Source organism: Acinetobacter sp. ANC 4805, from assembly GCF_022549495.1.
In the GTDB taxonomy this organism is placed as follows: domain Bacteria; phylum Pseudomonadota; class Gammaproteobacteria; order Pseudomonadales; family Moraxellaceae; genus Acinetobacter.
This window is the reverse complement of sequence record NZ_JAKZGD010000006.1, coordinates 36,696-49,398: the sequence shown is the minus strand read 5'-3', so window position 1 is coordinate 49,398 and position 12,703 is coordinate 36,696. Positions and strand designations below refer to the sequence as shown.

13 protein-coding genes are annotated in these 12,703 nt (G+C 36.3%); 9 read left to right on the top strand and 4 right to left on the bottom strand.

Features of this window, described 5'->3' with window-relative positions; translation table 11 throughout:
• Positions 1-43: 43 nt before the first annotated feature.
• Genes MMP60_RS09400 through MMP60_RS09390 form a run of 3 tightly spaced genes read left to right on the top strand, consistent with a single transcriptional unit; the run spans position 44 to position 2,506 of the window.
• Positions 44-1,246 carry an alkane 1-monooxygenase gene (locus MMP60_RS09400; RefSeq protein ID WP_241336025.1) on the top strand — a complete coding sequence of 401 codons (1,203 nt, stop codon included), beginning with the start codon at positions 44-46 and terminating at the stop codon, positions 1,244-1,246.
• A 2-nt stretch (positions 1,247-1,248) separates the two neighbouring features.
• Positions 1,249-1,413, top strand: coding sequence for a rubredoxin (locus MMP60_RS09395; RefSeq protein ID WP_004662235.1), 165 nt, complete (start codon positions 1,249-1,251; stop codon positions 1,411-1,413).
• Positions 1,414-1,471: 58 nt separating this feature from the next.
• Positions 1,472-2,506 (top strand): AraC family transcriptional regulator, encoded by a 1,035-nt coding sequence (locus tag MMP60_RS09390; RefSeq protein WP_277603717.1) that lies wholly within the window; start codon positions 1,472-1,474, stop codon positions 2,504-2,506.
• A gap of 95 nt (positions 2,507-2,601) precedes the next feature.
• Here the strand turns inward: MMP60_RS09390 and MMP60_RS09385 are convergent, their stop codons facing one another.
• Positions 2,602-4,206, bottom strand: coding sequence for a GMC family oxidoreductase (locus MMP60_RS09385; protein WP_241336023.1), 1,605 nt, complete (start codon positions 4,204-4,206; stop codon positions 2,602-2,604).
• Between the two features lie 371 nt (positions 4,207-4,577).
• Here MMP60_RS09385 and MMP60_RS09380 point away from each other — a divergent pair, with 371 nt between their 5' ends.
• From MMP60_RS09380 to MMP60_RS09370, 3 genes are read left to right on the top strand one after another with little or no spacing between them, the layout of a single operon-like run.
• Positions 4,578-5,276: a histidine phosphatase family protein gene (locus MMP60_RS09380; RefSeq protein WP_241336022.1), complete on the top strand. Its 699-nt coding sequence runs from the start codon at positions 4,578-4,580 to the stop codon at positions 5,274-5,276.
• A gap of 23 nt (positions 5,277-5,299) precedes the next feature.
• Complete coding sequence (locus MMP60_RS09375) at positions 5,300-5,890, top strand: uracil-DNA glycosylase family protein (RefSeq protein WP_241336021.1); 591 nt, start codon at positions 5,300-5,302, stop codon at positions 5,888-5,890.
• A 24-nt stretch (positions 5,891-5,914) separates the two neighbouring features.
• The gene (locus MMP60_RS09370) at positions 5,915-6,538 is read left to right on the top strand and encodes a class I SAM-dependent methyltransferase (RefSeq protein WP_241336020.1); all 624 of its coding nucleotides are present in this window, start codon (positions 5,915-5,917) and stop codon (positions 6,536-6,538) included.
• On the opposite strand, the gene MMP60_RS09365 is transcribed toward MMP60_RS09370, so the two are convergent.
• Together MMP60_RS09365 and MMP60_RS09360 are read right to left on the bottom strand one after the other, a co-directional pair.
• On the bottom strand, positions 6,535-7,023 hold the full coding sequence (locus tag MMP60_RS09365) for a pyridoxamine 5'-phosphate oxidase family protein (RefSeq protein ID WP_241336019.1): 489 nt from the start codon (positions 7,021-7,023) through the stop codon (positions 6,535-6,537). The genes MMP60_RS09370 and MMP60_RS09365 overlap by 4 nt on opposite strands.
• 119 nt (positions 7,024-7,142) lie before the next feature.
• Positions 7,143-8,654, bottom strand: a complete 1,512-nt coding sequence (locus MMP60_RS09360; protein ID WP_241336018.1) for a phospholipase D family protein — start codon at positions 8,652-8,654, stop codon at positions 7,143-7,145.
• A 173-nt stretch (positions 8,655-8,827) separates the two neighbouring features.
• Between MMP60_RS09360 and MMP60_RS09355 the strand changes: the two genes are divergently transcribed.
• The 3 genes from MMP60_RS09355 (at position 8,828) to MMP60_RS09345 (ending at position 11,577) form a co-directional block, all read left to right on the top strand.
• Positions 8,828-9,937: an S-(hydroxymethyl)glutathione dehydrogenase/class III alcohol dehydrogenase gene (locus tag MMP60_RS09355; RefSeq protein ID WP_241336017.1), complete on the top strand. Its 1,110-nt coding sequence runs from the start codon at positions 8,828-8,830 to the stop codon at positions 9,935-9,937.
• A 59-nt stretch (positions 9,938-9,996) separates the two neighbouring features.
• Positions 9,997-10,347 (top strand): LysR family transcriptional regulator, encoded by a 351-nt coding sequence (locus MMP60_RS09350; protein WP_241336016.1) that lies wholly within the window; start codon positions 9,997-9,999, stop codon positions 10,345-10,347.
• 207 nt (positions 10,348-10,554) lie between these two features.
• Positions 10,555-11,577 (top strand): 2-dehydropantoate 2-reductase, encoded by a 1,023-nt coding sequence (locus MMP60_RS09345; RefSeq protein WP_241336015.1) that lies wholly within the window; start codon positions 10,555-10,557, stop codon positions 11,575-11,577.
• 54 nt (positions 11,578-11,631) lie between these two features.
• Here the strand turns inward: MMP60_RS09345 and MMP60_RS09340 are convergent, their stop codons facing one another.
• Positions 11,632-12,504 carry a bile acid:sodium symporter family protein gene (locus MMP60_RS09340; RefSeq protein ID WP_241336014.1) on the bottom strand — a complete coding sequence of 291 codons (873 nt, stop codon included), beginning with the start codon at positions 12,502-12,504 and terminating at the stop codon, positions 11,632-11,634.
• Positions 12,505-12,703: the final 199 nt, after the last annotated feature.

The window sequence follows — 12,703 nt, the reverse complement described above, 5'->3', positions numbered from 1 at the left end:
TGAATCATAGCACCAACCAAAGATAAATTTGTGAGGTTGCTATATGAATGCTATTCATCAGATTGAAACTAATGTTCCAAAGTTTAAAGATAAAAAAAGAAAGTTGTGGATGTTAGGTCTCGTTATTCCGAATATTGCAAATGCTGCGATGTTAGGTTACCAATTCGGGCCGAAGCGTACCAAGAAATTTTTTGCAGCCGCAGGACCAATCGCACTACATGGTCTGATTCCACTTATTGATAAATTTCTAGGAGAAGACTCAGAGAATCCTCCTGAGGATGCAATAGCTGAATTAGAGGCAGATCCTTATTATGCAAAAATTGTGAATCTTTATATCCCATTACAATATATTGCAAACATTTATGGCAACTATATTGCGAGCCGAGATTCGACACCACTCTCTGATCGTATTCTGATTGGGACAACACTGGGCCTAGTGAATGGTGTGGCGATTAATACGGCACATGAGTTAAGTCATAAATCAGGAAAGTTACAACACTACTTATCGCATTTGTGTTTAGCACCCACAGGTTACAATCACTTTCGCATCGAACATCCTTATGGGCATCATTTGCGTGTCGCAACGCCAGAAGATCCAGCTTCATCACAATTTGGTGAGTCTTTTTGGAAGTTTTGGCCGAGAACAGTGAGTGGTAGTTTTAAATCGGCAATTGAAATTGAAACCAGACGGTTAGAGAGAAAGGGCTTATCTTTTTGGTCAATGCACAATGAGCTATTACAAGGTTGGGCAATGTCTGCCGCTTATCATGGGTTAATGCTCAAAGTGTTTGGCAAAAATATTATTCCGACCCAAGTCACGCAATCACTTTATGGAATTACGCTATTTGAAGCCGTTAACTATATGGAGCATTATGGGTTAAAACGACAAAAGCTAGAAAATGGTCGTTATGAAAGAACCATGCCTGTCCATAGTTGGAACAATAACAGCTTATTCAGCAATATTTTGTTGTATCAATTACAGCGTCATTCAGATCACCATGCTTATCCAACACGTAGTTATCAAGCATTACGTCATTATGAAAATGTACCGCAATTGCCAGCAGGATACACAAGCTTATTTTTACAAGTGTTTATACCTTCATATTGGTTTAGTATTATGGATAAGCAGGTAATTAATTATTACCAAGGGGATATTGATAAGATCAATGTCTATGAGCCAGCGAAAGAAGCCGTTTTGCAAAAATATAATCAATATTTTCAAGCTCAAGCAATGGAGGTGCTCTAAACATGAAAAAATATCAATGTATCGTATGTGGATGGATTTATGATCAATCTCTAGGTCTGCCAGAAGATGGTATCAATGCAGGCACTGCGTGGGAAGATATTCCTGAGAGTTGGACGTGCCCAGACTGTGGGGTCTCTAAAGCAGATTTTGAGATGGTTGAAATCTAAAGTAGAAAGAGGCGGCGAGAACTAAATCTTGCCGTTCATCTATAAAGAAAATACAAAAATGAATAATCAAATCCCGTATATTCCAGCAAGATATTATTTCAAGATACTTGATATATTAGAATCGAGAAATATTACGACTGAAGAAATATTATCTGAAATAAATATAGATCTAAAAAAATATTTAAGCTCACCTGACATGAAAATTAACCAAGAACAGGTCAGTAAATTCATTTCATTTTGTTTAAAATTTCCACGTAATTATGATTTAGCATTTGAATTAGGACACTCTTTAAAAGTGAGTTCGCATAGTTTGGTTGGTTACGCGATTCTAACCAGTGAAAACTTAGAACAAGCGCTGATTTATATTTCTAAATATTTTTCTTTGATTATCCCTAGTTTTAAACTTTCATATTTTTATCATACTGATCAGTCAATGGAATTGATTTGTGAACCTGTGATTCAAATAGATACCTTATCTCTGAACTTTCATCTGGAAGCAATTGCAGTCGCTTTGCATTGTACGATTCATGAGTTGGTTGAGAATAGGTTGTTGCCATATCATATTTTCATGTCCATCAATGAGCCGTTACATGGCTATCGCTATGCGCATCTAAGCAAAGTTAAATTTCACTTTAATACTTTGAAAAAACCGAGCCTTAGAGTGCAATTGAGTGAAAAACTGATTAAACAAAAATTACGTCTAGCTGATGAAGGTACGCGTAAAGCGATCGAACTAAAGTGTCAGGAACAAATATATGAGATTAAGAATAATATTGATCTGGTCGTTTGGCTCAAACAACTCTTTTTAAACTCTTCTGAAATTCCGAGCCTAGAAGACTGTGCAAAATTATTGAATATTTCAAGTAAAACACTACAAAGGAATTTAAAAGAGAAGGAGACCTCATATCAGGAATTAAAAAACACGGTCATTATTGATAAAGCTAAACAGATGCTGATCTCTACTAATAAAAGCATGATTGAAATAGCTGAGGAATTAGGTTACGCATCCGCTTCTAATTTTTCTCGATCATTTAAGTTTTTTGTTGGTATTGCGCCAACGATTTATCAAAAAAATATCAAAATTTATAACTGAGATGTCTACTTTAATTTTTCTATAAGCTTATTTTTAAATGGTGCAACTTATATTGCACCGTTTATATATTGAAAATGTCAGAGAGAAGAATAGTCTTAACTTTTAGGCGGTATAAAAGACATTGCTCGTTCTGCTAAGGCGGTAATGGTTAAACTTGGGTTAACACCTAAATTTGCTCCTAGCATTGCACCATCAATGATGTACATATTTTTATAATTAAACACGCGATTTTGTGCATCGATCACACCTTCTTCGTCCGAAGTCGCCATAGCGCAACCACCCATGCAATGTGCAGTAAAGGGAATATTAAAGAGTATTTCAGTTTTTGTCGTCATAGGATGCCCATTAAACATTTTGGCAACTTTTTCAGTAAAGGCATTTGCCTGTGGGATATAAACAGGTAAGGGCTGACCTTGTGACGACAATGTTTTGCTAAAAGGCCACCACCAGTTTCTTTTTAATTTCATTTGAATTGATGCATCAACCGTTTGCATGACTAAAAAGATAAGCGTCTGTTTTGCAAAGCCAAAAGGATTATTCATTTTCAAGAAGATTAGCGGATGGCAGATCAATGCCCATAACCATAATAAAATACGTGAAAAACCTGGTTTTCCACCGACGAGGTGAGTTGTAAGCAAACCCATACCATCCGAACCTCGTTGATAGCGAGTTGCTTCGATATGAGTATTATGATCAAGATAAATGCTTGAACCGATTGCTACGCCTTGACTCATATCGACATGCTTATCAAAGAAACGAACGCCTAAAATGGACTCAGCATTGGTACGTACTTGCATACCTAATTGGTTGGAAACGTTGGGTAAAACTTTATTATCTTTTAGACGTAGCAACAATTCTTGTGTTCCAAGAGATGACGCTGAAAAAATAACGTTTTTAACCTGCCAAACTCGCTTATTTCGATGCCCCCATTGAGTTGAATGAATTGTGGTCACAGCATAACCATCACTTCCATCGACTTTATTGTTTAGAGGGCGAATATCAATGACCTTCGTTTCAGCAAAAACTTTCGCGCCTTGTTTTTCAGCAAAATATAAATAGTTTTTATCTAGGGTATTTTTAGCATTATGTTTACAGCCCGTCATACATCCGCCACAAGCGGTACAGGTTGCGCGATCTGGACCTTTTCCATTGAAATAAGGATCGGGATAGGTTTTACCACCTTGTTCACCTTGAGGAGGGAAGAAGGTTGCAACTCGTGTTGGCTTAAAAGTATGCCCAACACCGACAGCATCTCCCATTTTCTTGAGCATATGATCAGCAGGCCCAAATATTTTATTGTCCGTTACCCCCAACATTCTTTCTGCTTCAGCAAAATATTGGGGCATATCTTCTTTTAAGTGCGGAATTTTGCCCCAACTCCCTTCACTCCATACGCTACTCGGAGGAACTAATAATGTATTGGCATAGGTGATAGAACCACCACCAACAGCATTGCCACAGATAATTGCAACATGCCTAAAAATACGTAAATTAAAAAATCCAAAGAAATTTATAGCAGGGCGCCAAATCCATTTTGGGGTATTCCAATTGGTTTTAGGAAAATCTTTCGCTTCCCAACGTTTTCCCATTTCCATCACTGCGACGGAATATCCTTTTTCTGAAAGTCGATGTGCTGAGACACTTCCTCCAAATCCTGAACCAATAATGAGATAGTCAAAGTCATAATCGTCTTTAATCATTTGAGAAAACTCCTATATTTCAGCAATTTAAAATCTATCTATAAGTTTGAATAATGACCATTTTTAAAGGCTTCCATTGAAAAATGGAGTCGTATTAAAAGTGAGATAGATGAATAAGCTGAAAATTTCCATTGAATGGTTTTAAAAGTTCATCGTGATTTATTATTTTGTTGTTTGCATAGTAGAAAAAGACAATCAATATTCATAAGTCGACATAAAATATTTTAGTGAAATGGAAATAGCCTAAGCAAATTTGAGTCATTCTAAATAAATCAAAAGCAACCAAAGAAAAACAAAAAATTTATACAATAAGAACAAGCTATGCTAAAACTACATTTCATCTTAGAACTTGTTGAAAATAAGGTAATCCAATGACCACCATTTATTTAGTCCGACATGGTCAGGCTTCATTTGGTAAAACGAATTATGATGAACTTTCAGAAAATGGCGAAGCTCAAGCAAAGCTTTTAGGGCAGTATTTTAAGAATCTCTTTACTGAGCAGCCCTATATCATTTCAGGAAGTATGAAACGACATCAACAAACGACCCAAATTTCATTGGAACAGTGCTTTCCTCAAGCCAGTTATAAAACAGATAGCTTATGGAATGAGTTTAACCATCAACAAGTATTTGCATTGTATGAACCTAAGTTTTCACAACCTGAAGTATTGAAGCAGGATGTTTTTAAAGAAGTCGATCCAAGAGCGTATTTAGCTCAGATTTTTGATAAAGCGATTGCTCGTTGGGCAGATGAAGCATTTCACCATGAATATGATGAATCTTGGATGACCTTTCAAACACGTATAGAACAAGCCTTACAAAATTTGTGTGCAGAATTGGCGGATAAGCAAGGTTCAGAAGTTGTCGTTTTTACATCTGGCGGCGTTATTTCAGTTGTTATTGGCAAATTACTCGAGTTAAGTGTACAACGTACTTTTGCATTAAGTTGGTCGATCGCCAACACCAGTATTACAACACTCAAGTTAATGAATGGTGAACTACAATTATTGAGCTTAAATGAACACCAATTTATTAAATCTCAACAACCTAATTTACTAACGTGGCTATAAGCGAGAATTTATAAGAAAATATGATGACAGAGATAGCCGTTGAAACACATCCTTTAAGTCCATTTTTACCACATAATGCCAAACTACTGATGTTAGGTAGTTTTCCACCACCACAGAGTCGATGGAAAATGGATTTTTACTATCCGAACTATCAAAATGATATGTGGCGTATCTTTGGGCTCATTTTTTTCAAAGATAAAGATTACTTCTTAGATTTACCAAATAAGCGTTTTAAAGAACAACAAATTCGTGATTTTCTCACAAAGATTGGAATAGCAATATTTGATACGGCTTATCAAGTGAAACGACTGCAAGGCAATGCTTCTGATAAATTTTTAGAAATTGTGACGGCAACTGATTTATCACAATTGCTTGGGCAAATTCCGCTGTGTCATACGATTATGACCACAGGAGATAAAGCAACTGATACTTTGATGCAGCATTTTCCTGAACAAATAAATAAACCAATGATTGGGCAATCAGTACACGTGAATTACGTCAATCGTGAGCTGAATTTGTATCGCTTGCCGTCATCTTCGCGGGCCTATCCTTTAGCATTAAACAAAAAAGCGGATGCTTATCAACAATTTTTTCAAGCGATTGGGTTGCTTTAAATATATAAAAAATAGGGGAATTATATGAATGATGTATCTAGTCCAATTGATTTAAGAAACTACGAAGATGCTTTTGAATGGCAAGAGACGGCAAATGTAAAACGCCCATGGCGAAAAGATTTTTTTGATTATTATGTAGAGTTAATAAGAACTTATCATTCTGATCCATGTCACATATTGGAATTAGGTTCTGGTCCAGGTTTTCTAGCTCAACATTTGTTGGCGCAGTTAGATCATATCGAATATACGGCGTTTGATTTTTCTGAAGTCATGCATCAGCTTGCACAAAACAAGTTGAATGTATCAGAACTATCTCGAACAAAATACTTTGTTGGAAATTTTAAAGAATCTAATTGGAAAAATGCTTTAGATCAAAAATATGATTTTATTATCATCCATCAAGCATTGCATGAACTTCGACATAAAAAATATGCAGCTAATTTTCATAAGATCGTCAGAACTTTGTTGAATTCTGATGGCATCTATTTAGTTTGTGATCATTTGTGCGCGCCCCATGCAATGCAAAATAATCAACTCTATATGAATAAACAAGAGCACTTGGATGCGCTTAGCCAAGCATCTTTTCAAGAGATCAAGATGCCATTGGAAATAGAAGGGTTATGTTTATTCGAAATGAGTTTGAGTTAAATTAAATGCTCCATCATTTTTGGATATTTAATCCAGCGGAATTCATTGATTTTGATGTCACGAACATGTGTAAATTCAGACCAGATAAGTTGACTTCCTTTTGTCCACTGCAATGGTTGAATACGGCGATCTATAGCGAATCGTTCTTCTCTACTTGCTGGGCGTAAGTCTCCGATCTCTACATATAAGCGTACACCAGGGAAATCTGTGAAGCTGCCTTGAATGAGTGAACTTAACCAAAACCACTTACTGCTATTGATTGCTTGAATACATGCTTTTGAGTTTTGATCTAAATTAGTACTTAATTTTTCTGTGAAAGTATCAAAAAAGTAACCTGTTTGATCCTCGTTTAAAAAAACTGTACCAATCGGGGTAATTGAAGGTTGACCAAATTGATCGACTGTTGCAATCGAGGAGTGTAGGGAAGCCTTTTGTGCGGCTTTGAATACTTGCTGAATATTTTTCCAATCTTTTTTTGAAATCATCGTTTTATCCTTGTTATTGTTTATTCATATAATAATTAGCATATATAAGCTTAAAGAAAATAGTCTTTAGTTGTTAATAATTTGTCAATTTAGTCAATCAGAATAGATTGATTAACATCTTACATCATCCATTCAATTGGAAAATAGGAAACAAACTTGGTACTAAATCTTTGAAAATTAGTGCTTTCAGGATCACGGTAATGTTTTACGATTTCGCCATTTTGTTTATGTTCATACCAAACGATATTGCCATTTGAGTCAAGTTTAAGTTGATAAGCAACTTGAAGTAAGTGTTGATCAAGTAATGCTGTAATTTGATTTTGTAGCTGATCAGATTCAACCACTAAACCGACTTCGGTGTTTAAATAAGCTGATCTTGGGTCAAAATTAAATGAACCAATAAAAACCTTACCATCTACATCAAAAAACTTAGCATGCAAACTCGAACGATTTTTACCTTTTACGGGGATCACACTACCTGTTGCGATTTCGTACCATGTTCGCTTTGTTCGTTCAATATTGGGTTTAAATTCGTAAAGTTGAACTCCATTTTGCAAGAGTGGTTTACGATATTTACTATAAAACGAATGAACAACGGCCACATCATTTGCAACTAAACTGTTAGTTAATACACGAACTTTAATTCCATTATTCGAAAGTTGGCTTAAATATTCTGTTCCACGTTGTGTTGGAACAAAATAAGCAGAAACCAGTTCCATATGTTGTTCAGGTTTACCTAGGATTTTGAGCATTTGAAACGAAATCAGTTCTTGATCTTTTGCCTGACCTAAAATTTTATTGGGATGATCGGCAACAAAATGTGCCTTTGCCCATTGAATAGGGTAATGTTGAAGGCGTTCTTTTAAAAAGTTTTGTGCAGATTCAAGCTTATTTTCTGTCCAAGTATTGGTCTGATCAAGTTGTTCAAATTTTTGTCTAAGTTGCTCAAGCTGCTGAGGTTGCCCAGTACCGATCAATTGTGTGGTTGAATAACTTAAATCATTATCCCAAAACTCTTTAAAACTTTGTTCTGCATGATCAACTGCGCTGCCATAGAATAAAATATCCATATCACTAAATTGAAAATAGTTACTGGCTTCAAAATACTCACTACTGATATTGCGACCACCTGTAATTGCAATCGCATCGTCTGCGATCACCAATTTATTGTGCATACGATGATTAATTTTATTTAATCGGAATAGATAATCAATCACTCTTAAATGTCTAAATTTATAGGGATTAAAAATCCTAATTTCAAAGTTTGGATGCTGTGAGAGTGCCCTCAAAGTTTTATCTAGTTTTATGCCATTTTGATCATCAATTAATAATCGAATTTTTACGCCTCTGTCGGCAGCATTCAGCAACTCATGCAACATGAGATTGCCAATCGCATCGTCTTTCCAAATATAATATTGTAAATCAACCTGATATTTTGCATTTCGAATCAAGTGAATACGAGATGCAATACTGAGAAACGCATCATCTAATGCTAAAAAAGCAGTCAGACCTTGTTTAATATTAAGATCAGCTTGGGGATCATTCATCCACTTTGTTTTTATTGGCAAAGGGTCACTCCGATCATGGTTTTGATTAGGTGGCAAAGCACAAGCACTCAGCCCTAGTACCATAACAATCGTTATACTTTTAAGGTGGTATAGATTCTTTATCATTTTTATCGTGAAATGTTGTCTACTTGTGTAAAGATAGCACTACATGTACTTGAAGATGTTGAATATCAGCATAAAATCAGTTAACTGTTACATAAACATAAAACATTACATCGACTATAAAGGATAAAGGTATGAAATCTCGTGCAGCCGTTGCTTTTGCCGCAGGTCAGCCATTGCAAATCGTAGAACTTGATGTTGAAGCACCTAAAGCAGGTGAGGTACTGATTAAAATTACCCATACAGGTGTGTGCCATACCGATGCATTTACTTTATCTGGTGATGATCCTGAAAGTGTTTTCCCCGCAGTTTTAGGTCATGAAGGGGCTGGTATCGTTGTTCAAGTAGGTGAAGGCGTTACGAGTGTTGCAGTGGGTGATCATGTCATCCCACTCTATACCGCAGAGTGTAAAGAATGTTTATTTTGTAAATCGGGTAAAACCAATTTGTGTGTTGCAGTTCGTGCGACTCAAGGTAAAGGCGTGATGCCTGATGGTACAACGCGCTTCTCTTACAATGGTCAACCTGTTTATCACTATATGGGCTGTTCAACCTTTAGTGAATATACCGTTGTTGCTGAAGTATCTTTAGCAAAAATTAATCCCGAAGCAAATCCTGAACAAGTTTGTTTGCTAGGTTGTGGTGTAACGACTGGTATTGGTGCAGTACATAACACGGCGAAAGTTCAAGCGGGTGATAGTGTTGCGGTATTTGGTTTGGGTGGTATTGGTCTTGCTGTGGTACAAGGCGCACGTCAAGCCAAAGCTGGACGTATTATTGTCGTTGATACCAACCCTGAGAAATTTGAATTGGCAAAACAATTTGGTGCAACTGATTGCTTGAATCCAAAAGATTATGAGCAGCCAATTCAGCAAGTGATTGTTGAAATGACAGGTTGGGGCGTTGATCATTCCTTTGAATGTATTGGAAATACCAATGTCATGCGCTCAGCATTAGAATGCGCACATCGTGGTTGGGGACAATCAGTGATTATTGGCGTTGCTGGTGCAGGGCAAGAAATTTCAACTCGCCCATTCCAGTTGGTGACAGGTCGTAAATGGATGGGAACTGCTTTTGGTGGGGTAAAAGGGCGTTCACAATTACCCAAAATGGTTGAAGATGCGATGAAAGGTGAAATTCAACTTGCGCCATTTGTGACGCATACCATGCCGCTAGAAGACATTAATGACGCTTTTGATCTAATGCACGAAGGTAAATCGATCCGTACAGTGATTCATTTTTAATTGTTAATGTTTGGATTTGATGATGTGTACCGCATCATCAAATCTTTGAGTATAAGTTGATGTCAAAACCACGTTTAAAATTACATGTCCGAATCTTAGCCGAAGAGCAAATTGCTTTTGGTCCAGGTAAAGCTGAGTTACTTGAAGCAATTCAACGTACAGGCTCCATTTCCCAAGCCGCGAAATCAATGGAGATGAGTTATCGTCGTGCTTGGCAACTGGTGGATACCATGAATCAATGTTTTCATTCTCATCTTGTTGAGACTCAAACAGGTGGAACGCATGGTGGTGGTGCTGTAGTGACAGAGTTTGGACAAATGATATTAAAAAAATTTAGGGCGATGGAACAGCATGCGGTTCAAACGTTAGAGTCTGAATTTCAAGATATATCTCGTTATCTAAAACCATAAAACTCGTTTTAATATCATGAGTATATGTCAATAAAGTTGAAGCTTTTCTAACAATGGTTCTTATCTGTTCGGCTCTGAAAAGGGTTGATATTGCTGTTGCGATTTAGCGACATGAATATTTGTCAGCTAAACGACAAATTCACCTACAGATTTTCGGTATAGTTTTTAAAATACTAAAAATTTCCATCTAAAAGCCTGAGTAAGTGAATGAAAATCTGTATTTATGGTGCTGGCAGTATCGGATGTTATCTTGGTGGTAGGTTGGCTGCTGCGGGCTATGATATAAATTTTATTGTTCGTCCAAAAATTCAACAGCAACTGCAAACATATGGTTTAACAGTTTCAGACTATCAAGGGTTTAAGCAAACCATAGCTGCAAATAGACTCCAAATAACAGATGATCCTCAAATTGCAGCTCAAGCAGATATTATTTTAGTATGTGTTAAATCTGCATCTACTGAACAAGTCGCTGGTGAGTTAAAGGATATTTTAAAGAAAAAGACCATCATTATTAGTTTCCAAAATGGCTTAAGCAATGTAGGAATCTTAAAGCAGATTCTAACCGATCATATTCTTCTTGAAGGCATGGTGCCTTTCAATGTAGTGGCTTTGGGAAATGGCATATTTCATCAAGGTACAGATGGGGCATTGTATGTAAAGAAGCATGATGGACTCATAGAATTAGCCAACGCATTTCAAAAGGCAAATCTCGAAATCAAACTAGAATCAGATATGCAGGCTATTCAATGGGCGAAACTCTTACTTAACTTAAATAATTCGATAAATGCGCTGTCACAACTTCCATTGAAACAACAATTGTCTATTCGTGAATATCGCCAGTGTTTAGCAATTGCTCAATTGGAAGCATTGAACTTACTTAAAATAGCAAAAATTAAACCAGCACAACTTACTCCAATTCCAGCACAATTTATCCCTACAATATTGAAATTACCGAATACGGTTTTTAAGATTGTCAGTCAAAAAATGTTAGCCATTGATCCACTTGCACGATCTTCAATGGCAGATGATTTAAGTTCTGGAAGAAAAACAGAAATTGATTGGATTAATGGCGAAGTTGTAAATTTAGCAAAACAGCTCAAACTCATTGCGCCAATTAATGAAAAATTGATTCAACTGGTCAAACAGGCTGAATCAACATCAGAGCTAAAAGCATGGTCGGGATTAGAACTCAAAACCATGTTATTTGAACAAGTAAGTAAGACCATATAATCAAAAAAGCGTATAAATGTTATACGCTTTTTAATCTTTAAAATTATTTATTGCTTATGCTTTTACGCTGTCTTGAGCTGCATATTTCGTAATGAATATCCCAAAGATCGTAGCAAATACATACATAAAAATAGAATAGACTGCGGCTGGCATGGCAATAGTTGTACTTGCCATAATGGTTAGTGCGATGGTCATCGCCAAAGTACTGTTATGAATACCAATTTCGAAAGCACATGCTCTGGCTTGATAAGAATTAATTCCCAACATGCGTGGCACAAAGTAACCAATAAGTAGGCTAATTGCACAGAATAGTGCTGTTGCAAATCCAATTTGTCCAATATATTCGATCAGGTTATTTCGTTCTTTAAAAATTGCCCCAAGAATAATAATCAGTAGAAAAACTATTGCAAAAATTCGAACAGGGCGATTTAGCTTCTCTGCAATGTGTGGGGTATAGTGACGAATCAGCATGCCAATACAGACAGGTACTAAAATAATGAGAAAAACTTGTAGAACCTTTGTAAATTGTAGACCGACGTGCTGACCTTCATTCATAAAATGCAAAATTGAAAAATTCACGATAAAGGGAAGGAACACTGCTGCAACAATTGCATTGATTGCTGTTAAAGTAATATTGAGCGCAATATCACCTTTATATAAATAGCTAAAAAGGTTCGCGGTTGTTCCTCCAGGCGAGGCTGCCAAGAGCATTAAACCAACCGCTAGAAGTGGCGGTAGTGCAAATATTTTACAAATTATAAAAGCAATGCCTACTAATAAAATCAATTGGCAAAATAAAGCGATCAAAACTGCTTTGGGATGTTTACTGACACGTGCGAAGTCTTTTAACGTTAATTCTAGCCCCATACCAGCCATGACAATCGCCAAAGCCATAGGCAAGAAAAGTGTGATCAATCCTGAATCCATAACCGTTCATTCCTTTTGATAAAAAATTATTTTTTTAAGAAGATTAATATTTAAGCAACGCTGACCTTAGTCATCTTATACATTCCTTGTGTACAGAGTACTTTAGGTAATTCGTATACAAGAATCTGTCAGCTAAACGACAACTTAAGCAATTAAGGCATAAATTAAAGATTGAAATATCAACTTTTCCCGAATAGTT

Excerpts from the sequence above, each read along its gene's own strand:
- MMP60_RS09400 (WP_241336025.1), top strand. The coding sequence starts at position 44 with ATGAATGCTATTCATCAGATTGAAACTAATGTTCCAAAGTTTAAAGAT.
- MMP60_RS09355 (WP_241336017.1), top strand. The coding sequence starts at position 8,828 with ATGAAATCTCGTGCAGCCGTTGCTTTTGCCGCAGGTCAGCCATTGCAA.
- MMP60_RS09350 (WP_241336016.1), top strand. The coding sequence starts at position 9,997 with ATGTCAAAACCACGTTTAAAATTACATGTCCGAATCTTAGCCGAAGAG.
- MMP60_RS09360 (WP_241336018.1), bottom strand. The coding sequence starts at position 8,654 with ATGGTACTAGGGCTGAGTGCTTGTGCTTTGCCACCTAATCAAAACCAT.
- MMP60_RS09375 (WP_241336021.1), top strand. The coding sequence starts at position 5,300 with ATGACAGAGATAGCCGTTGAAACACATCCTTTAAGTCCATTTTTACCA.
- MMP60_RS09380 (WP_241336022.1), top strand. The coding sequence starts at position 4,578 with ATGACCACCATTTATTTAGTCCGACATGGTCAGGCTTCATTTGGTAAA.
- MMP60_RS09385 (WP_241336023.1), bottom strand. The coding sequence starts at position 4,206 with ATGATTAAAGACGATTATGACTTTGACTATCTCATTATTGGTTCAGGA.
- MMP60_RS09390 (WP_277603717.1), top strand. The coding sequence starts at position 1,472 with ATGAATAATCAAATCCCGTATATTCCAGCAAGATATTATTTCAAGATA.
- MMP60_RS09365 (WP_241336019.1), bottom strand. The coding sequence starts at position 7,023 with ATGATTTCAAAAAAAGATTGGAAAAATATTCAGCAAGTATTCAAAGCC.
- MMP60_RS09370 (WP_241336020.1), top strand. The coding sequence starts at position 5,915 with ATGAATGATGTATCTAGTCCAATTGATTTAAGAAACTACGAAGATGCT.
- MMP60_RS09395 (WP_004662235.1), top strand. The coding sequence starts at position 1,249 with ATGAAAAAATATCAATGTATCGTATGTGGATGGATTTATGATCAATCT.
- MMP60_RS09340 (WP_241336014.1), bottom strand. The coding sequence starts at position 12,504 with ATGGATTCAGGATTGATCACACTTTTCTTGCCTATGGCTTTGGCGATT.
- MMP60_RS09345 (WP_241336015.1), top strand. The coding sequence starts at position 10,555 with ATGAAAATCTGTATTTATGGTGCTGGCAGTATCGGATGTTATCTTGGT.